Origin of the sequence: Gordonia oleivorans (assembly GCF_040044975.1) — a bacterium.
GTDB lineage: Bacteria > Actinomycetota > Actinomycetes > Mycobacteriales > Mycobacteriaceae > Gordonia > Gordonia oleivorans.
The window spans coordinates 62,703-82,385 of sequence record NZ_JBDZDI010000022.1 but is presented as its reverse complement, the minus strand read 5'-3'; the positions used below and the strand labels follow the sequence as shown (position 1 = coordinate 82,385).

Here is a 19,683-nt window from a genome sequence, read left to right as displayed (position 1 = left end):
CTCAATCGTCCTCATCGAAGTCGAACGCGCCTTGCGCCTGGGTGGGTTTCCTCGCGGAGCGGGCAACTTCGAGAATCTCAGGCCAGCTCGTCACAAGGCTGTTGAAGGAGAGAGCATCCTTCGTCCACCCATTAGCTTCTGCAACTCGGAAGAGCAAGTGGGCGAGCTCCTTCACCAGGTCGGCATCCACTGCCCCATCGGGCCGGCTCAGCGCGACCTGAAGGAAGTCACCAGCGGGTGCGATGCCATCACGTTCCAACACCTTGATGAGGTGGTGAAGTGCTTCCCAGTTGCTCGTGTGGAGATCGGCGACAGGGTCATAGCCCCAACTCAGATCGGAGGGCTTGATGAGCTGCACTTTGCCTGCCCGACTGGAGAGGATCCCGTCGCGGTCCATGACGTCGACGGTGGTGTTGCGAGCGTTGGCGAGGCTGTTCGCGTCACCGAACGCGCCAACGTCATACCCGTGCTGCCGGTACCAAGCGATTGCGAAGCGAGTCGGCGAGTCGAAGTCGCCCTCCTGTTCGTTTAGCACCTGATCGAGGATCTCGTTGATACGCGACAGCGCAGAACGGACTGTCATCTTCTTGCCGTCCGGCTCCAAGACTGCGCGGAAACGACTAAAGACAGCCATACCTGGCCCGATGGCAGCCTGCGGCAAGTCAACCGGTGCGATCTGACCCTGCTGCAACTTGCGCAAGGCATCGGGAAGTTCCGCCTCCAGTGTCGAGATGAAGCCGCGGCGGTCCGTCGTGGGCGACCCGTCAGGGCGCGGGCGGAGAGACAGAACGATTGAGGATGCAAGAGCGTTTGAGTCGATGCTCCGAGTACGATTCCCCAGTTCGCTGCGCATCGGCCACGTCGAGGTAATCTCCCAGCCCGTCCGGATCATGCCTTCTAGCAGCGTTTCCCACCCCGTAGAGGCCTCTGAACCTGCATTTCCCTCAGACTGTTTGAAGGCGTAGATCACGGTAATTGGATAATCTGGCACCGGCGTCCGACGCGCGTGCTCGAACACGTTGACGAAGCCGCTCTCGAAGAACTGCTTGGCGCCCTCTCGCCCGCCGTGGCGAAATGGATTCGCCACCAGTTCTTCGGCCTTCGGAACCAACAGAGTAGCCAGTAAGTCCGGATACAACTCGCGCAACGTTCGCCGCAGCCAGATGTAGAAAAAGTCCGATAAGTCCGAGTAGCCAATGTTGTCGTAGTACGGCGGGTCTGTGCTTATGAGCAGGCCAGAGAACCCCCGGCTCGCAGCATCGGCCTGCTCGACCGTGGCGTGCCCCTTCGCAGGCAGGAACTCAATTGCCTTGGGGATGAACTGGAACGCGGGACTCCAGCCACCCGCAGAGTTGCTAAATGGGCAAGACTCAGCGAAGTCCCACACCATTGAGATGGCTTGCCGGGCAAAGAGATGGCCGACCTGCTCCTTACCAGGGTCGGGACGCCACTGACATAGAGCGTTCATGAAGTTCGTGTAGCGGCTGACTCCCAGCCCCAGATAAGTCACGATCGCATCCGCATACTCCGCATTTGCTCCTTGGGCCATTGCGTGGAGCCTAACCTCACCGACAAGGTCGGCGATCGCGACGAGCGCATGAAGCTGGCGAGGAGTGAAGAGATCTGCGAACTCGCGCATCCCGTATCCCTGGACACGGAACCCGAGAGCTTGCTCCGGAAGGTCGCCGAGCGGAACACCGTCCGGGGGTTCGACCTGCGCTGCCTTTACTTGCTCCTCGGACGGAGCAACGTAGATCCGTTGGCGCTTTCCCTCGCAGGCAACAGCCATCATGGTGTGGCCAAGGCGCCCGTCCTTGCCCTCCGACCTGATGTAGCTGAGTGGGACAGAGGCGGCACACGCCAAGCACCTCGCACCCAGTCTGCCCACAGTCCCATCCGAGCCGCTCTGCGGTGCGCCGCTGACACCATGTCCTATCTCAAACCGGACGCGCTGGCCCGAAGGATGCGAAGGATCGCTGACAACCGACGGGACGACGTAGGCTTCCTTACCCTTCTTCTTACCCAGCCACCAACTCCGGACCAACGGCATCTCAAGCCCGCACGCAGGGTTTGGACACGTCACGGTTCTCGCCCAGATCCACGCTATGACTGTTGCCGTGCCGCCATCTGGAAGCTTGGCGTCCGGGTAAAGGCTCCCGACACGCTTGCGAGCTTCTTCTCGAACCCAATCTCCATAGGCACGGACATCAGCAGCCAGGCCGTCTGGGCCATTCCAATCTCTGATCTGCGACGTCGCGACGCCCGGGAAGATCGGCGGTTGTCCAGCGAAGCGTGGCGGAAGCTCGATTAGCGCCTTGTTGATCAGGACCGCTACGGGGTTCAAGTCCGAGGCATTAGCATCGAGACCGAGGCGCTGCGCTTCAAGCGGAATCGTCCCGCCCCCGGCAAACGGGTCTAGCACCGCAGGCGGAGTACCGCCGGTTGACTTCAAGATTTCCGCGTTGGCGTCTGCGAACAGCTTCTCGTCACGTACGTTCTCCCACACCACGAGCTGTTCAATCATGCCGTGAAGCCGCTCACGATCCGCACGCTGAAGCTCCTCGGTGGGGAACTCTTCGGGCCGCGACGAAGGGTCGTCAACCAATTGCGCAAACAGAACAGCGCGCGCCGCCGCGAGAGGGCGTCGCGCCCACCACAGGTGAAGGGTCGACGGGTGGCCGTGCCGGATCGACTTCTCCCGCGCAGACTCCCGGTTGATCGCCTCCAGCGGCAATGCAACCTCGATCAGCTTCCGCTTCTGAACCACATCGACTCCTCTGCCCGAGAATTCAGGCGCCAGGCTGCGCCAGAGCACAGCGATCTCCGTCCAAACTATCGGTGGCGACAGACAGGGACCTGGGCAACACCCACTCCCTGCAACACCTACACCGGCTCCCTCTATCAGCCTCGTCGAATCACGATTGCAAACTTCGGAGCGTACTGGCCCTGCTCGACAGAACCTGGCTCACCTTCGAGCGTCTGCCGCACATATTCAGGGAGATTGGTGGCGGACCCAAAGTCGTGGTGATGGCCGACCATGAGCTGCCTTGCAAGTTGGGCCAGCGCCTCGATATCAACTGGGTCGCCGGGCAAGATTTCGTGCCCGGCACCCCTGCTGCCCCCAGCTCCGGTATCTCCGATGGCAGTGCTTCCGCCCGGCGCGGACGGAGCCGTGCTTGATGCGAGCCTGAAGAGATGAGACCAAGGAAACGATGAGGGAAGAAAGTGCCCGGCCTTCACGGGCCGTCGAGTCGACCGTGAGCTGCGGATGCGTCGCACCTCAGGCGTTGCTATCGCCGCACATCCGAAGTGACGAGCTGGCCAGCCCGATGGCAGTGTGGGCGCACCCGCGAGCCCCGCATCCCATCCGTTGAACAGCACGTGGAATGGGAATGCACCGACCGCGATCGCTTGATGTTCGAGCAATTCGGATTGCTCGGTGCCTGTCTTGTCCTTCTTTCCGATTCCGGGGTAGGAAAAGGTCCGACTCCCCACCATCAGCACCTTGGCCTGAAATGTGTAGCCCAACACTGCGCCGCCGATGTCGAACCAGATCTCAAAGTCGGCGCCTGTCACGGCCTCGTCAGCTTTGGTCGGCACCAGTTCAGCGGAGAGCCCAGTCGTGGCAATGAACTGCGCAATCGAGAGCAGATTGGCCTCCGTGATCGTCACCTCGCCCATTCGCATGCCGAGGCGCTTGGCCTCTGTGACGTTGAACCAAGTGCGTCGAGCCAGTTCATCGAGATGATCAGCGAAGGCATTCAGCAACATCAGAACGGCGCCTTCCCTTTGGCCCACTGCTTTGCCCAATCGCCTCGGATGCCGGTGGCGTTGAAGTCGCCGAGGTCGGTGGTGGCGAAGGGGTTGTCGAGGTAGCGGACCTCGTCGTGCTGGGCGCCACGTGGGTCGACGCGGACGAGAGCGAGGCGGTAACGCGGGACGGCATTCTTGCCGACCATCACCTCGTTGTGGGTGACGAAGAAGTCGGCGGCTCCATCGATACGGGCCTTGACCTCGATGCGGTAGGTATCGCCCTTGGCGTCGGTGGAAAGGATGTCGAATCCGGGGTTGTTGAACGCCTGCTCGACGGGCCTACGACCGAGTTCACGCTCCCGGGCCATCACCAGGTCAACACCGCGGCGTTCAACCTCCTTGGTCTCCTTAGCATGAATAGGCGCGGTCGCAGGCAGGTCGGCCTCCAGGATTCCGACGGGGAGCACCAGTGCTGAGGTGACGATGCGTGGTGGCTTGGTCGACATGAGCTGCTGCTGGTCAAGCAGTGCGAGCCTCTTGCGTAGACGGGCGTCGAGTTCGACGGCCTTCCGATTGAGGCTCTCCGATGATTCTTTCGGCTTCTCAGCAGCGCGTTCCTTTTCCGCCGCGACGGCGGCATCGAGGATGAGACGGTCGCGTTCACCTTCGAGCCGCTTGATTACCAGGTCACGTGCCTTATTCAACTCGGCAAGGCGCCTCGGCTGAACGTCGGCGAGGTAGTCGGGGAGTTGGTTGGCGATGATCCAGCTCGTGGCTTTGTCTTCGGCGTCGGCCAGCCACGGAAGCGTGCGCGCTGTATCGGTGACGGCGTTCTCGGGTGCCGCCACGCAGTCCAGGTAGGGTGCGGGGCCGGCAGGCGTCACGGTGCCGAAGCTGTCGACGTAGGCGTAGCCGAAGCGGCGTGCTACGGACCCTCCGGTCGCGTCGGCGACCTCTTCGATCACACCGACGAGCAGGTGTGTCTCCTCCAGCGTCGAGGAAACCAAGACCGTGCCTCGGTTGAGGGAGCCACCGAACTGTCGCACGGACTCGTCCATGACAGCGTCGTGCAGCGGGTGACCCGGGGCGAGTAGGTCGGCGCGGCTGAGTTCGTCGGCGTGGACCTTGCCGAGATCGAACGTCACTCGGTCGTATTTGGTTGCGATCGGTCCCTTGCCTGCCGCGCGTATTTGCTGGGGCACGTTCGCGATCTCGTACCGACCCCGTTCGCGCTTCACGATGCGGCCACCGAGCCGAGAGAACGCTGCCTTGAACGCCATCTCGATGTAGTGCGGTTGGAGTCTGCGAGCGCGTGCTTCGTCCATTGCCGCGCGCAGTGCATGCAGGTCGGCCTCAGCGAGGTTCTCGGAGGCCAGTGCCCGTTCGTCGAGGAGGTCCTTGAGTCCGTCCCCAACTGAAGCGTCGATGACCTGGTGCATCTTAGCCTTGACGTCGGGGCGCTCGCCGTATTGGATAGCGTCGAGCAGGAGGTTGCGCAGCGGGGTCTCGGTGAAGGCCTCACCTAGCACGTCGAAGACCTTGCCTCCGTAGGTCTGGCGCATCTGCTCCAGCTTCTCCAGCAAGCGGGTGAAGACCTCACCCTCGCGGGTGTTGGAGGCTACGAGGTTCCAGAGTCGGCAGACCTCTTCCTGGCCGATGCGATGGATGCGGCCGAAGCGCTGCTCGATGCGGTTAGGGTTCCACGGCAGGTCGTAGTTGACCATCAGGTGCGCGGCCTGAAGGTTGAGCCCCTCACCGGCGGCGTCGGTCGCGATCAGGATTTGGACGTCGCGGTTCTTGGTGAACTCCTCGGTGATCACGCGCCGCTCACCTCGGCGGACGCCACCGTGGATCGCCTTGACCGAGTCGGGCTTGCCGAGCAAGGACCCGATCTTGGACTGGAGGTAGTCAAGGGTGTCGCGGTGCTCGGTAAAGATGATGAACTTCCGTGGCCAACCGTTCGAATCTGTGACCAGAGCATTGTCCTGAAGGATCGTGGAGAGTTCGGTCCACTTGCGGTCGGTGCCAGCCTCGCGGACCATCTTGGCGGTCGCAATCAGATCGGCGAGTTCGACAAGTTCTGCGTTGAGCTCCTCGACGGTCTGGGCGGCGGTGGCCGCGTCCATCACGTCTTCCTCAAGCTGCTCCAGTTCTTCGGCATTGTATTCATCTTCGTCGAAGTCGCCCGAGCCGATGACGTCTTCTGGTTCGGTGTAGATGCCGTTGAGGATCGCGGTCTTCTTGCGCTCCAGCCGTTCGGAGCGGCGGACGAGGCTTTTGTAGATCGCCTCAGGGCTGGAGGCGAGTCTGCGCTGGAGGACAGTCAGGGCGAAGCCGACGGTGTTCCTACGCTTACCGCCGAGCCTGTCGGCGCGGTTCATGCCCTCGCGGACGTAGCGAGTGACGTCCTCGTAGAGGTCCTTCTCCCGCTCAGTCAACTCGTAGGGCACGGTTTCGGCGATGCGCTCAGGGAAGAGCTTCTTGCCTTCGAACGTCAGCAGGTCTTCCTTGACCATGCGCCGCATGATTCCGGTGACGTCGACAAACTTCTTCTGTTTGCCCTCGAACCGGTCGCGGTCGAGCAGGGTGAGGAAGAGCTGGAAGTCCTCTTCCTTGCCCGAGTGTGGGGTCGCGGTCATCAGCAGGAGGTGGCGGGTGATCTGGCCAAGCATCTCCCCCAGCAAGAAGCGTTTGGTCTTCTCCAGCTTCCCTCCGAAGTAGTGCGCTCCCATTCTGTGTGCCTCGTCGACGATGATCAGATCCCACTCCGCCTCCTTGAGTTGAGCCTGGAGTTCCTCGTTGCGGGAGAGCTGATCCATGCGCGCGATCAGCAACGGGTTGATTTCGAAGACGTTGAGGTTGATGTTGGCGTCGATGAGCTGGTTGGTCAGCAGGTCGAACCGCAGCCCGAACTTGAAGAACAGTTCGTCCTGCCACTGCTCGACCAGTCCACCGGGAGCGATGATCAGGCACTGCTTGACGTCGTCGCGAAGCAGCAGCTCCTTGACGTAGAGACCGGCCATGATCGTTTTGCCGGCACCTGGGTCGTCGGCAAGGAGGAACCGCAGCGGGGTCCGCGGTAGGAGTTCGCCGTAGACCGCGCGAATCTGGTGCGGCAGCGGCTGCACGTCGCTCGTGGCGACGGCGAGCATTGGATCGAACAGGCCGGCCAGCGAGATGCGTTGGGCCTCGGCGACGAGCTTGAAGTCGCTGGCGGTCGCGTCGAACGCGCGGCTACCGCTGGCGGCGACGCTGAGGTTGTCCTGGTCCTTGCGGAACACAACCTGTTGGCCAAGTCCACCTGAGGCGTTCTGGTAAGTGAGTGCGAGTGCGTCCGTGCCATGCCACTGGGCAGCGATGACGGTGATCACCTCTGCGGGAATGAGACCCTCGATTCGCAGACCGGGCTTCAACTCTTCAAGCTGCACGTGTGGACCTCCTGATTGCCAGCCCTCGAACGCTACCCGCCGACACTGACAGGTTCGCCATCGCCAGGAATTCAACGAGACCAAACCGAGTGGCATTGCCAGGCCTTCGAACGCTTGCTGAGAAGCTGTCGAAGACTTCGCTGAGGTGCCGTCCGACGCCCGTCACCTCGAATTCCCATCGGCGAGTTCGCGCAATGCTCGCCCCAACTCCTCCGGAAGCGTGTCACGAAACACTCGATAAGCCGCCTTCGATTGTCGGCTCACCGGCGGCGGCCACGCTGGGCTGGTGTCCAACCACCCCTGAGCAACCTCGCACCACATCCATGTCACCGCGTACGGGAGTGCGGCCGCGCGCCTCCTCGGACTCGCCGACCGCGCCCAATCGGCAAACCACGTGTCGGGCGTACTCGCGAGCTCGATGACTCGTCGCTCGAGCGCCCGAAAATCCCGTCGACGCGATAGTTCCCTCGCTGCCGCGTTGGCGGCTGCCGCGATCTCTGAAGGACTCGCGGCCAGTCGCGTGCTCGCCGCTCGCGATGTCCGTCTGCCAATGTCCGGGTCGAGTTCGATACTCGCTGCAGCGGTGGACCACGTCGACCCTGGCCGTTGTGCGCGCGCAATACACAGGGAGGCGTACAGCCGCCCCGTGCTTTCCTGCGTTGTCAGCATCCCAGCGAAATGACGACGGTAGGTGTGCTCATCGAGAAGTTGAGGGATCGCAGACAGCGGCAGATCGATCAACGCGTCGTGATGATCGATCTGCAGGCCGACATGGCGGCGGGCTGAAAGCACCTGGACCACCAGCCAGCTCAACACCGGACTCTTTGCCGCGCGATTGACGATCCATCCTCTCGGGCCGCCCGGGACGTCCGGGATCAGATCGAACCACTCGGCCAACCGTGCGACGGCGTCCGCACTCTCCGGACTGGACAGAATCCCATCCGCCTCCGCCAGTGCTTCACCGCGGGTGACTGCACTTGTCGGCGGCTGAATACCCCATCGAGGCCCTCGAAGCTCAGTTGTGCGACCAGCGGCTTCGGCTTGGAGCTCTCCGGCCCATTCGACGAAACCCCTTGCGCGAGCCCGGGATGCGAGGTGAAGCAGAAGAGTGGTTAAGTTCCGGACTTCTGCGAGGTACGCGGGAGGCGCGAGAGCGCCATCGAGAACGCTCGTTTCTTCGCCTTCGATAGCGGCCGTAACCCGCTTTGCGGTCCGAATTGCACCTTCGGATGCAGCCATCGGTTTCTCTCTCAGGATGGAGTGTCGGCAGGGAGCCGAGAATCCGAGCGGATTCCCGCACGGCTGGTGTTCATCGAGCCGAGGACGCAGCGGACTGTGGTGTCGCGTTCGAAAGCGCCGGCTACAACTTGAACACTCAGCGACCAGGTAGACGTCGTGGTCGGGACACACTGTCGACACCGGTAGCTTCCACGACAGCTGCCAGATTCCGTCGTGCGATAGGCACAGTGGGCATAGTTGCGTCCCATGCTGCGGGAACCACCCCTGGCAAACGATGGCGCGGTAGCTCGCCCGATCGAGCGGGTCGAACCCGTCGAGGTTGAGTGGCGCGCCTCCGTCGTAACGCAACAAGGTCGAATTCTCGACGGCCGATGCCCCCAGCCCAGTGAGATCCACTATTCGGCCGACGAGCTCATCGCTAGGCCGGACCAGCATGAAAGCCGTCGAGACCGACGATCCGTCCCGGTTCTCCTTGAGCATGCGGACAAGACTCTTGGTCGTCAGATCGTTCACAAGTGCAATCCGCTCGAGGTACGAATCAAGCGACTCGCGTGGATCGATTGCAACTCGAGCGGGGAGCATTAGCTCAGAGGCTCCGTCGCCATCACAGTTTGGTAGCGCCCGCAGTCGGCGAGCGACTGGAAGTCACGCGCCCACACGAGTCCGGTCCTCTTCTGAGACTCGGTCCGAATCCACCGCACCGAAGTCTCCACTCCCAACCTGACGCACAAGATCTTCGTCGGCGACGCAGATCGCTTCGGCGGCACTGCGGAGGATGAGACGGCCTTCGGGGTTGAGCGCAGCGTCAAATGCTTTCAGGTGTTCGGCGTCTGGCCGTGTACGCGGGCTATCACAGGTTGCATCGAACCACATCCAAGATGCGGCGAGCCGGGCGCAGCCATCGAAGTTCCGGGCGGCTGCGGGCAGGGTGCCGACCAGGTCCGGCGGGGCGGCTTCAATCCTTCTTAACGCGTCGCGGCGCTCACGGTAGTTGACGAGCTCATCGAGGCATAGAGCTCGCGCCAGATTCATCGCATGGGCAATGTCGCTCTCGCGGTGGAAGATCGGAGTCCATTTCGGCCACGCCCCTATGCAAATCGAGTAGCTACCAGCTTTCGTCAGACGGTAGGTCGGCTCGTCGGCAAGGCTCCACTGATCGCGCAACCGAACACATTGACTGAGAAGTAGCGCGACTCTGGAACGCCACAACCACTGGGCGGGGTCGAGCACGAACGGTTCGCCTTCTTGCCGGTAGATCCCTGGGATGTGGTCAAGCGTCAATTGCGTATGGCCAAGCGCCAGCCGGATCAGATCTTCGCCGCGTGGATGGCGGACTGAGCTCTTCGGTAACCGCATGGTCTTGACAGTCTTCGCGCCTGTGCGGAGTACCCGTCGAGTGAAGACCTGCGAATCGGGTATTTCAGAATTCTCTGGTCGGACAGGAGTGGGACGTGGATGTGGAGATACTCGTGGTGTCAGCCACGTTCGCTGTTCTTCCCAGGCCATTGCGATGGCCAGTGCACGAACGCCAGGAGATCGCGGTAGCTTTTCCTCGGACTCGTGACTCGTCGCAAGATCTGCCGTCGCAGTGGTCACCAACTGAGCATCAGCTGGGATCCAGTGTGCAGATCCTCGACTGAGCCGACGAGCCACCGAGGGTAGTTCCGCACGGAGACACTCAAGTCGGTCGAGTGCATCGAAGTCAGTCGTAGATCTGTGTGCAGCGGACGAGACCTCCTTGCAGACCGACAGAATCCGATTGGGAACTCTGGTCAGCTGCGCAGTGCCACTACCGGGCATCCCGATGAGGTGCCCGCAGTAGAAGCAGACCGGAGACAGAGCCAAAGCCCACTCTCGCCGTGCCACTCCGTTTGGGGCGCAACGGCAATGCTGACCCCACTCACTTGCCAGCCAGCCTTCCTTCGCGAGCACTCGACTATGGCAGTCATCAAGGGTCATCGCCGAAATGCGCGAGAATGGCTGGCGCGTCAGCGTGGCCAGGTGCCGCAGAATCGGCTCGTAGTCAGACGCTGATCGCGATAACTGACTTCGGCCAAGGATCTTGGTGACGGTGGTGCAATTCGCCGTCGCCGCGCGCAATACGAAGGACTCCAGCGATTCATCGTCGGCTGGAATCGGTCGAGCAGGCAGATAGCCGATACGAGGCTCTCGCATGGATAGCCCCCTTCCGTTGTCTGCCGGTGACATCACACCCTGCTCTGCTTGCTGCGGCGCCGAAGATCGATTTCCGCCTCTGCTGCGTGCGCTCGTTTACTGAGGCGGACTTCCTTCAGATGTTCTGGGTTGATCGTGTGCGTGCCGTCGGCGATCGCTGCAAGTGTCGCAATGCGGAGGAGGCGTGTCGCGTCACCGACGTAGCCCTGAGATCGCTTCCAGATGGGCCCCGCGAGCTGTGAAGTGAGAAGCCCTTCGCTTGCCCGAGGGAGATGCGGAAGGAGATAACCTTCCAGCCCGTAGAGCAGTTGCTGCCACGCGTGTTGCTCCTCCGAAGTCTCGATTCCGTACGGACTGAAGCTCATTGGCTGGAGGCGGCCGATAAGCTGGGCATCGCTCATGGCTTCACTGGATTCGAGGTCTGTCCCAACCAGAATTAAGCTGGCGTTGAATTCGCCGAGCTCGGTGTTCATGTACTTCACGTGATCGAGGACCTCCCGGCCGCCCTTCCAGTTGGTACGTAGTAGATGGAAGTCGTCGATGAGAAGGGTGCGCACGCCGTGGCGTGCCAATGCCCTGACCGCGGCGGTTGACGTCTGGTGGGCGGCGCCGCTGGCGGATAAGCGGAAGAAGTCAAGGACTTGGGAGTTGAATCCTTTGACCATCGAGCCAGATTGCAGGTTGACCCAAACGACGGGGCATAGGTCTGCGTCGATCGTTGGCTGAGGGTTCCACGTGGGCAGTTCTGCAGGGCCTTTCGGTGCGCCTACGATCCATTCCACGTATTTCCTTGTGGCCCAGCGGCGGACCGCCGTGCTCTTCCCGAGCGTGCTTGCACCTGTGACCGACGCTATTGCCTTCGCACCGGGGCCAGTTTCAGAATTCTCCTGCACGATCTCAGTGAGTCGGTCTGCGACTGCGCGGGTCTCGGCCGTTTCGACGTAGAGTCCATTCATCCATTGACGCAGCGCATCGACCGCCCGCGAGCGGTCCTCGGATGTCATCCTGTCCCAACCAGCCGACGTGTACAGAGGTGGTTCTGGCAACTCCGGTTTGGTGCAAGCCAAATGCCAAGCGAGGGAGTCCATCAGGAGTCGGCCCGCATCGTCGGCCACGGGACGTCGAGGATGTCCAAGGGAACGTCGTCCTGGGGTGAATCGGTATGGGGCGTCTTGGTGCGTGCTCCGTTGCCGCCCGACTGAGTGGCTTCGTCGCGGGTTGCACCTTGGGCTGCCTGAGCTTCTTCGTGGTCTTTGCGCGATTGTTCAACTCTGCGGTGCGCGGCTGACAGTTTGGCAGTCCAGTCAGTTGGAACGGGCCCAGAGGTGAGTTCCGTGAGCTCGTCGAGGATCTGCCGCTGCGCTGAGCCCCGACTCAGAATGTGGTTGCCGCCGCGTTCGCGGACGCGCCGCCTAACAGCCTGAACGATAGTATCGGTCATCGGCGCGTCAGTGAAGAAAGATCCTCGCCACGCAACGGGGCGTACACGGCCGGTCTCGGGGTGCGGGAACCAGATGCTCGACAAGTCGTGCGGGTCGACAAGAAAGGGAACCTTGTTGTCGTCGTCCCTGAACTGGCCCCGTGCGACATTCCGGAAATCATCGAGTAGCTTGCCGTCGTAGACCATCTCAGCAAACTCGACACCTGCGACTCCGACTGTGCCCCACTTGACCGGAAGCATCTGATAGATCATGTCTGCACGCTGCGGTACGTCGATACGGCCGGTGACGTCGAGCATGATGTCCCAGAGCTCCAAAGGACTGGTGCGAGCGGTGGGCTCACCACCGATAACCAAGCCTGTGTGCCACGACCGGTGGTAGTCCAAGGCGACGAATCGCCGAAGGTGTTCTTCCAGTTCGGCGGCCGTGACCAATGCCTCCTCGGCAACCAATCGGCCGCGCTCCGAGGTATTGCGACCTTTGTAGCCAGGGAGCTGTTGAACGGCCCGCTGTAGCGTCTCGTGCCAGCGTTCAACGTGGGGGTTGTCCGTTGGCTTCTTCCCGCGACTGAGCAACAAGTCAATCCCGAAGTCACGCAGAATCGCGCGGAAGTGATCGGACACGAAGATCGAACCGTGGTCGGCGCGGATCGCGTCCGGCATGACGCCAGGGATGTGGTGCTCTCCTTGAAGCGTAGTGAAATCGGGCGCAACACTTCTGCGCCCAACCTTGACCGCGACATCAGAAGCGTCGACGACTTGGGGCAAACCGGCCCAGCGCCAGTGACTGATGGTGGTGCCCTCCACCATCATCGAGAACGGGCGGCAGATGTCGTAAAGAAGTAGCCCGGCATCGATTCCATCGGCGCTCTTCGGCACCACGCGCAGTGCGAGGATCACTCTGGTAGCGACGTCGATCGCAGTGAGGATTTCGACGCTGAAGGGTCGCCCGAGAAGCGGGTCATATACGAGGTTATCCGCCCTCGTGGCGTCGATGGCGACTATTTGCCCAGGCCTGATTGCGGGGAAGTGCTCTTTGCCCGATACGCGCTGTAGCGACCGGCTTCTCTGGGTGCGGGTTGTTGCGCCCGCGCCCCGTTTGAGGTGCGCGAGATACTCTGCCGTCAGGCGCTGCGGCGTGGAGACATCCACGTGCCCTGCACGCTTGAGCTCAACCTTGATCCGCCGATCAAGCTCGCTGATATTGACGTCCGCCCGATCTCCGTCCAGCGTGGCGAAGACCAACTCCGCAACAGTCCGATACCGCTCATCAATTCGCTCCCACGTCTGTACGCGACGCAGGGATCTGGCATCGAGGAGCCCGAGTAGTCCGTCGCGTTTCCAAGCACGCACCCAGTTGCGGATGGTGCTGTCGACCGGAGCCGATCGCTTGATCTCACCATTCGCGACGCGGCGTTGGAGGGCGCGGTCCCCCGCAGCTTCTTGCTGCAACGCGACCGCCATCGCGCGACAGCGCGCCGCCTCGGAGACGCCGAAGCCTTCGCCGAAGGGTGGGCGCGGTTCGCCGTCGCGCGCGAGTTCGGCGTGACCGTCCCGGTAGCCGGTCAGTATCTCTTGCACGATTTCAAGTTTGTCGAGGGCGGCTCGGCGCGTTTCCTCAGACAGGCCATCCCAGTACGGGCGGAGCGCCGGTCTGATTGGCGCTACATCGCCATCGACCACGATTCGCACCTCTGCGAGTTCGGGCCAATCGACGTGCAAGGAGGAATGATCAAGACCTGTGGATCAGGGAGGGCGTGCCTTCCCGTAAATATGATCCTGGTAGTCACTTGATCAAGTCAGCGTTGCAGCGCTGGCGGAAAGGCACGCCTCGTGCTCACGGTAGTCAACTCCAACGAAGGTTCCAACCCGGCTGGCGAGGACCGCTCCATCCTCGATCAGATCGTCCGAGACGGTGCTCGGCAGATGCTCGCCGCGGCATTGCGCGCCGAGGTCGCCGCCTACATCGACCAGTTCACCGATCAGGTCGATGAGAACGGGCACCGTCTGGTGGTGCGTAACGGCTCCCACAACGAGCGGGAGGTGATGACCGCTGCGGGTGCGGTTGCGGTGAAGGCACCGCGGGTCAACGACAAGCGCGTCGACCCAGACACCGGTGAGCGGCAGAGGTTCTCGTCGAAGATTCTGCCGGCGTGGGCACGCAAAAGCCCGGAGATCTCCGCGGTCCTGCCGCTGCTGTACCTGCATGGACTGTCCACCGGCGATTTCGGGCCGGCACTCGAGCAGTTCCTCGGTTCCGGCGCTGGGTTGTCGGCGGCCACCATCAGCCGACTCACTGCCCAGTGGCAGAAAGAAGCCGCAGCCTTCGCCGACCGCGACATCACCGCCGACTATGTGTACGTGTGGGTCGACGGCATCCACCTCAAGGTGCGCCTGGAGCAGGAGAAGCTGTGTCTGTTGGTCATGATCGGCGTCCGCGCCGACGGCCGCAAGGAGTTGATCGCGCTCGCTGACGGCTACCGGGAATCGACCGAGTCGTGGGCCGATCTGCTGCGCAGCTGTAAACGCCGTGGCATGCCGTCCCCGACCCTGGCGGTCGGGACGGCGCGCTCGGGTTCTGGGCCGGGGTCCGCGAGGTGTTCCCCGAGAGCCGGGAACAACGCTGCTGGTTTCATAAGCAAGCCAATGTGCTTGCGGCACTGCCGAAATCGGCACACCCCAACGCTATCAAAGCGATGCAGGAAATCTACAACGCCGAAGACGAACAGCATGCCCGTCAAGCCATCGCTGCATTCGAGAAGACCTACGGTGCCAAGTATCCGAAAGCCGTGGCCAAGATCGTCGACGACACCGACGTGCTCCTGGAGTTCTATCGGTATCCCGCTGAGCATTGGATTCATCTGCGGACCACCAATCCGATCGAGTCGACGTTCGCGACCGTGCGGCTACGGACCAAAGTCACCAAAGGCCCGGGATCCCGCGCGGCCGGCATCGCGATGGCCTACAAACTGATCGAGGCCGCGCAGTCGAAATGGCGGGCGGTCAACGCACCACATCTGGTGAAACTGGTCCGTGATGGCGCCACCTTCGAGAAAGGCAAACTCGTCGAACCCGACGCCACCTCAGGCACCCAGGAGGCCGCCTGAAAACCGCTCATCCACAGGTCTTGACAATATCTCACGTGCAAGGAATCGCCGACGCTGGTGCGGAGGTCTACGCCGGCCGCTGATACCGCTGTCACCAGACCGGTTCCCCACTCAGTCAGAAGTCGGCCACCGACCTCAACCACTGTCCGACTTGTGTCCATTACGCCACCAGTCCTGCGCGCACTGGCGTTTCCATCGTCAATCGCTTCGAGAGGTTGGTATCCAGTTCGCCGGACCAGACCATGTGCCAGACCACGGCGATGGCCTCCCCGTTTCCGGTATCCAGACGAAATAGGGAGCCCAGAGTCGCGGCGTCGTTACTTGCTTCCTTCCCGATCTCGCCAGCCACCTGGTCATACCAGGAAGGCCTTCGGCGGTAGCCGTGTAGCCACAGAAGGTTTAGGCGTTCTACGCGGTCGAGCCCGTTGAATACCTCGTGGCGCCATCCCACATTCGCGCAGGCGGCCTCGACCATTGCGACCTGAAGCTTGAATTTGTCGTCCATCTTGTGCGGCAGGCGTGCATTCCAGAGCGTTACCGACCCGGTGTCGTCAAGGCTGAGTAAGTCGGGCGTGTTTTTCGCCGAGGACGATCCGCCCCGCTTCAGCTGACACGGTTGCGGTACCAGCGCGACGACATCGTGGAGCCGGTCCAGGCGTCGCAAGAGGTCATGCTCGAGGCCCGACTCGAGTTCAAGGTGGTCGCGCATGGTCAGTGAATACGCAGTGACCGGTATGTGCCGTTGTCGCTCCGACGATCGAGGCTTGCGAATTGGAACTACACGTGCAAGATCCGGCGGACCGTCAGACTGCCAGTTCCACACACGGGACACCTTGTCGCCAGCGAATCGGAACCGCCACGTCACCGCCGCGCCGGAACTCTCGGTCAAGTGACACCTCCGCTTCCGCAGGAATTAGCAGCAAATCTAGCAAGAAATCGAGGTCGGAGAGCCGCTAAGGGAGGAAGTCGACAAACGGTCAGCGAGGCATTTCGCGTGATAGGCCGACGTCTCCTCCGCCCCATCAGCGGTCCGTGTCGGAAGGTTGCTATAGGTTGCTCCCATGGCCAAAGGCAATCAGGTCGCTCCGTCGACGAAATTCGAGCAGACGCTGCGCGCATCGGCTCAGCTGCCAGGTGTGCAGATCGACCGGGAGGCCTTCCTCCGCAGAGAACTGAAGCGGTACTGCACCGACGGGCAGATTAAACTCGCTATCGCCACAACACCGGCCGAAGCAGGCGTAACACCTCAAGTGATCGACAAGATCGCCAACAGCGTGATCAAGTACGAGACCGGCAAGGTGACGACACTTTCCACGGCAGCTGGCATCCCCGGAGGCCTCGCAGCGATCGGCACGGTCCCGGCCGATATCGCACAGTACTATGGCCACCTTCTTCGCGTCGTCCAGAAACTCGCCTACATCTACAGCTGGCCGGAGCTCTTCGACGACAACGCCGACGGAATGGACTCCGCGACCGAAAGCATGCTCACGCTGTTCATCGGCGTGATGTTTGGCGTGAACGCGGCCCAGGCCGGCGTGGCGCAAGTCTCAAAGTTGATCGCAAGTGAAGTGGCCAGGAAGCTGCCGCAGAAGGCTCTCACCAAGGGTGCGATATATCCGGTGGTCAAGAAGGTTGCAGGGCTCCTGGGCATTCAGATGACCAAGCAGGTCTTCGCCAAGAGCGCAGCCAAGGTCGTGCCGCTGGTAGGAGCGGTTGTCTCGGGAAGCCTGACCTTCGTCACGTTCATGCCGATGTCGAAGCGGCTCCAGAAGCACCTCGCAACCCTTCCGCTGACCAAGCCCGGTCACGGAGTCACCACGCAAGCGCCGAATCCCCCGAGCACATCCCCAAAACCAGCACCAACGTCATCTGCGAATTAGACGAGCTCATCCCACAAGCCAATCGCCGATAGCCAGCCGCCAGACGCCGGTCACTTCAGACCCTTCGTCGCCCGGTTTCACCGCGCAATCGGCGATTCCCTGGCATAGATTCCCCGGCAAAATTAGCAGGAAATCACGCGAAAACGCGGGCTACGGGCAACGCTCGACTGACCATGTTTGCCCTAGTCAGGGCGGTTCTTGCGCCGTGATCAGGCTTGTTAAACAAGCTGGACCACCTTGTTAATCTTCGCTGCATCTCGACAGCTAGCTAGCCCCGCGCCATATCCACAAACTTACTCAAATGCAGTTGGTGCGCAACGGTTATCGTGGCCGTCGGTCCATTTCGATGCTTACCGACGATGATGTCTGCCTCACCTGCACGCGGGTCGTCACGTTCGAAGGCATCGGGGCGATGCAACAGGATCACCATGTCGGCGTCCTGTTCCAGCGATCCCGATTCACGCAGATCCGACACCTGAGGTTTCTTATCAGTTCGCTGTTCCGGCCCACGGTTCAGCTGACTGATCGCGACCACTGGGACTTCGAGTTCCTTTGCGAGAAGCTTCAATTGGCGGGAGAACTCGGAGACCTCTTGCTGGCGGGACTCGACCTTCTTACCCGAGGTCATCAGCTGCATGTAGTCCACCACAACGAGTTTGAGGTCGTTGCGCTGTTTCAGACGTCGCGCCTTCGCGCGGATCTCCATCATGGTGAGGTTCGGTGAGTCGTCGATGAACAGCGGCGACTCGGAGATCTCACCCATGCGTCGGGCCAGCCGGGTCCAGTCGTCGTCGGTCATCGAACCACCGCGCATGTCACCGAGTTTCACCTTCGCCTCCGCCGACAGCAGGCGCATGACGATCTCGGTCTTGCTCATTTCCAGCGAGAACATCGCGCCGGTCATGCCGTGGTGAATCGAGCACGAGCGCAGGAAGTCCATGGCGAGAGTGGAGTTATGCGTCGGCACCATCGCCTCACCGGCGAGGTAGAGATGATCGTCGTTGTCGACCTGCACGCAACGCACCGGCACGCTGTCGACCGGGCGGACCGACACCACCCGGCGGACACCGGCACGTCGTCGAAGTTCCTTGTGCCGCACCGCTTTGTGGTGGACGGTGAAGACATCGTCGTCGGCGTCGACACGCAGCCAGCCGGTGGCCGACCGCCGATACGTATAGCCCAGTCCGGCAACGAGATCGGCTACGACGGCACTCATGTGCCGGGTCGCAGCGGGCACGGTGATCCAGCCGTCCTCATCGACGCTGGCGCGTGCGTCGAGCAGTCCGGCGAGCAGCGCCCGCCGCTGGGCGATCGAACCGCGCAGGTACTCGTGCGGAATCCGGCCACCGAGGTCGGCCATCAGCGTCATCACATCGACCTCGCCCTCGGCGTCGATGCGCATACCGATCTCGGGATCGTCGAAGGCCATGCCGGCCAGCGCCGCGACGGTGTAGGGGCCGTACGCAAATCGCCTGCGCGGCAACTCCAATGGCTTGGTGTTGCGAATGATGGCGCTGCCGGCGTGATCCTGCAGCACCTCGGTGGTGATCACCTGGGTGGTGCTGTCGATGTCGACCACCCACTGGTGCTGCGCGTCGGCCACGACAACGTTGCCGTCGGAGAACTCGACCTCAAAGCAGGGCCGTTCCGTCATCACCTCGGTCGCGGCGACCACGCGGGTCGGTCGACCGTGCGCGTCGAGCAGCTCGTCGCCGACGGCGACCCGGCCCATCGTCGTCCAGCCGGCGGGTGTGGGCAGCGGGGTGTCGAGCGCGAGTGCCTTTCCGACACCGGGACGCGCGGCGACGATGATCATCTGCCCGGGATGTAGCCCGTTGGTGAGTTTGTCGAGATCGGCGAAGCCGGTGGGCACACCGAGAGACAGGCCACCGCGCGAGGCGATCGAATCGATCTCATCCATCGTCGGCTGCAGAAGCTCTTCGAGCGGGACGTAGTCTTCGGCGGTACGACGCTCGGTGACCTCATAGACCTCGGCCTGCGCGCGGTCGACCACCTCGGCGACGTCCTGGCCGTCGGCGCCGGAATAGCCGAACTGCACGATACGGGTACCGGCCTCGACCAGGCGCCGCAGGATCGCCTTCTCCGCGACGATCTCGGCGTAGTAGCCGGCGTTCGCGGCGGTCGGCACCGTCGAGATGAGGGTGTGCAGATACGGCGCCCCGCCGACACGACGCAACTCACCGGCCCGCTCGAGTTCCGCGGACACGGTCACGGCGTCGGCGGGCTCCCCCTTGCCGTAGAGCTCCAGGATCGCCTCGTAGACGGCCTGATGGTTGGGACGGTAGAAGTCCTGGGTCCGCAGCTTCTCCACGACGTCGGCGATGGCGTCCTTGGACAGCATCATGCCGCCGAGAACGGACTGTTCGGCGGCGAGGTCCTGAGGGGGTTGCCGGCCGAACTCCTCGGCGGGGATCGCGTCGTCGAAGCCGCCACCGCCACCGCGGTTGGATTCACGCGATGCGCCGTGCCCCCGATCATCGACTACCGCCACCGACCCTACCTCTCACACACATCGCGCCGATCTCGCTGAACCGGCCGCTGTTGTCTTCCGAGATATTCACTACCCGGCACCACCGACAGAATCGCCGCCCGCCCGACATCATCGCGGCCCCGAAGAACACCTGAGAGCAGACCTTAGGAGC

At 62.3% G+C, this 19,683-nt stretch carries 9 protein-coding genes and 3 pseudogenes; 2 read left to right on the top strand and 10 right to left on the bottom strand.

Going from position 1 to position 19,683, the window contains the following annotated elements; translation table 11 throughout:
• Nucleotide 1 precedes the first annotated feature (1 nt).
• From ABLE92_RS22215 to ABLE92_RS22180, 8 genes and pseudogenes are all read right to left on the bottom strand, one after another.
• On the bottom strand, nucleotides 2–2,815 hold the full coding sequence (locus tag ABLE92_RS22215; RefSeq protein ID WP_348806965.1) for a DUF1156 domain-containing protein: 2,814 nt from the start codon (nucleotides 2,813–2,815) through the stop codon (nucleotides 2–4).
• A gap of 86 nt (nucleotides 2,816–2,901) precedes the next feature.
• Nucleotides 2,902–3,771 carry a DUF6615 family protein gene (locus ABLE92_RS22210; RefSeq protein ID WP_348806964.1) on the bottom strand — a complete coding sequence of 290 codons (870 nt, stop codon included), beginning with the start codon at nucleotides 3,769–3,771 and terminating at the stop codon, nucleotides 2,902–2,904.
• Nucleotides 3,771–7,181 carry a helicase-related protein gene (locus tag ABLE92_RS22205; RefSeq protein WP_348806963.1) on the bottom strand — a complete coding sequence of 1,137 codons (3,411 nt, stop codon included), beginning with the start codon at nucleotides 7,179–7,181 and terminating at the stop codon, nucleotides 3,771–3,773. The genes ABLE92_RS22210 and ABLE92_RS22205 overlap by 1 nt, the downstream gene beginning before the upstream one ends.
• A 1,443-nt stretch (nucleotides 7,182–8,624) precedes the next feature.
• A pseudogene (locus ABLE92_RS22200) lies at nucleotides 8,625–9,002 on the bottom strand (TniQ family protein); the annotation flags it as partial.
• Nucleotides 9,003–9,065: 63 nt separating this feature from the next.
• The gene (locus ABLE92_RS22195) at nucleotides 9,066–9,776 is read right to left on the bottom strand and encodes a hypothetical protein (protein ID WP_348806972.1); all 711 of its coding nucleotides are present in this window, start codon (nucleotides 9,774–9,776) and stop codon (nucleotides 9,066–9,068) included.
• A gap of 480 nt (nucleotides 9,777–10,256) precedes the next feature.
• Nucleotides 10,257–10,595, bottom strand: a pseudogene (locus tag ABLE92_RS22190) (TniQ family protein); the annotation flags it as partial.
• 32 nt (nucleotides 10,596–10,627) lie between these two features.
• Entirely contained in the window at nucleotides 10,628–11,599 is a 972-nt protein-coding gene (locus ABLE92_RS22185; RefSeq protein WP_223259049.1) for a TniB family NTP-binding protein, read from the bottom strand.
• An 83-nt stretch (nucleotides 11,600–11,682) separates the two neighbouring features.
• Nucleotides 11,683–13,716, bottom strand: coding sequence for a transposase (locus ABLE92_RS22180; RefSeq protein ID WP_348806962.1), 2,034 nt, complete (start codon nucleotides 13,714–13,716; stop codon nucleotides 11,683–11,685).
• Between the two features lie 150 nt (nucleotides 13,717–13,866).
• On the opposite strand from ABLE92_RS22180, the pseudogene ABLE92_RS22175 reads away from it, so the two are divergent.
• Nucleotides 13,867–15,140 (top strand): annotated as a pseudogene (locus ABLE92_RS22175) (IS256 family transposase).
• 160 nt (nucleotides 15,141–15,300) lie between these two features.
• Here ABLE92_RS22175 and ABLE92_RS22170 read toward each other — a convergent pair.
• Complete coding sequence (locus tag ABLE92_RS22170) at nucleotides 15,301–16,029, bottom strand: TnsA-like heteromeric transposase endonuclease subunit (protein WP_014924717.1); 729 nt, start codon at nucleotides 16,027–16,029, stop codon at nucleotides 15,301–15,303.
• 172 nt (nucleotides 16,030–16,201) lie between these two features.
• Between ABLE92_RS22170 and ABLE92_RS22165 the strand changes: the two genes are divergently transcribed.
• Nucleotides 16,202–17,020 (top strand): hypothetical protein, encoded by an 819-nt coding sequence (locus ABLE92_RS22165; RefSeq protein WP_348806961.1) that lies wholly within the window; start codon nucleotides 16,202–16,204, stop codon nucleotides 17,018–17,020.
• Nucleotides 17,021–17,288: 268 nt separating this feature from the next.
• Here ABLE92_RS22165 and dnaB read toward each other — a convergent pair whose 3' ends face one another.
• The gene (dnaB, locus tag ABLE92_RS22160) at nucleotides 17,289–19,532 is read right to left on the bottom strand and encodes a replicative DNA helicase (protein ID WP_348806960.1); all 2,244 of its coding nucleotides are present in this window, start codon (nucleotides 19,530–19,532) and stop codon (nucleotides 17,289–17,291) included.
• Nucleotides 19,533–19,683 lie beyond the last annotated feature (151 nt).

What these genes read in the sequence shown, in the direction of transcription:
- ABLE92_RS22195 (WP_348806972.1), bottom strand. Translation starts at nt 9,776, where the DNA reads ATGCGGTTACCGAAGAGCTCAGTCCGCCATCCACGCGGCGAAGATCTG.
- ABLE92_RS22210 (WP_348806964.1), bottom strand. Translation starts at nt 3,771, where the DNA reads ATGTTGCTGAATGCCTTCGCTGATCATCTCGATGAACTGGCTCGACGC.
- ABLE92_RS22185 (WP_223259049.1), bottom strand. Translation starts at nt 11,599, where the DNA reads ATGACATCCGAGGACCGCTCGCGGGCGGTCGATGCGCTGCGTCAATGG.
- ABLE92_RS22165 (WP_348806961.1), top strand. Translation starts at nt 16,202, where the DNA reads ATGGCCAAAGGCAATCAGGTCGCTCCGTCGACGAAATTCGAGCAGACG.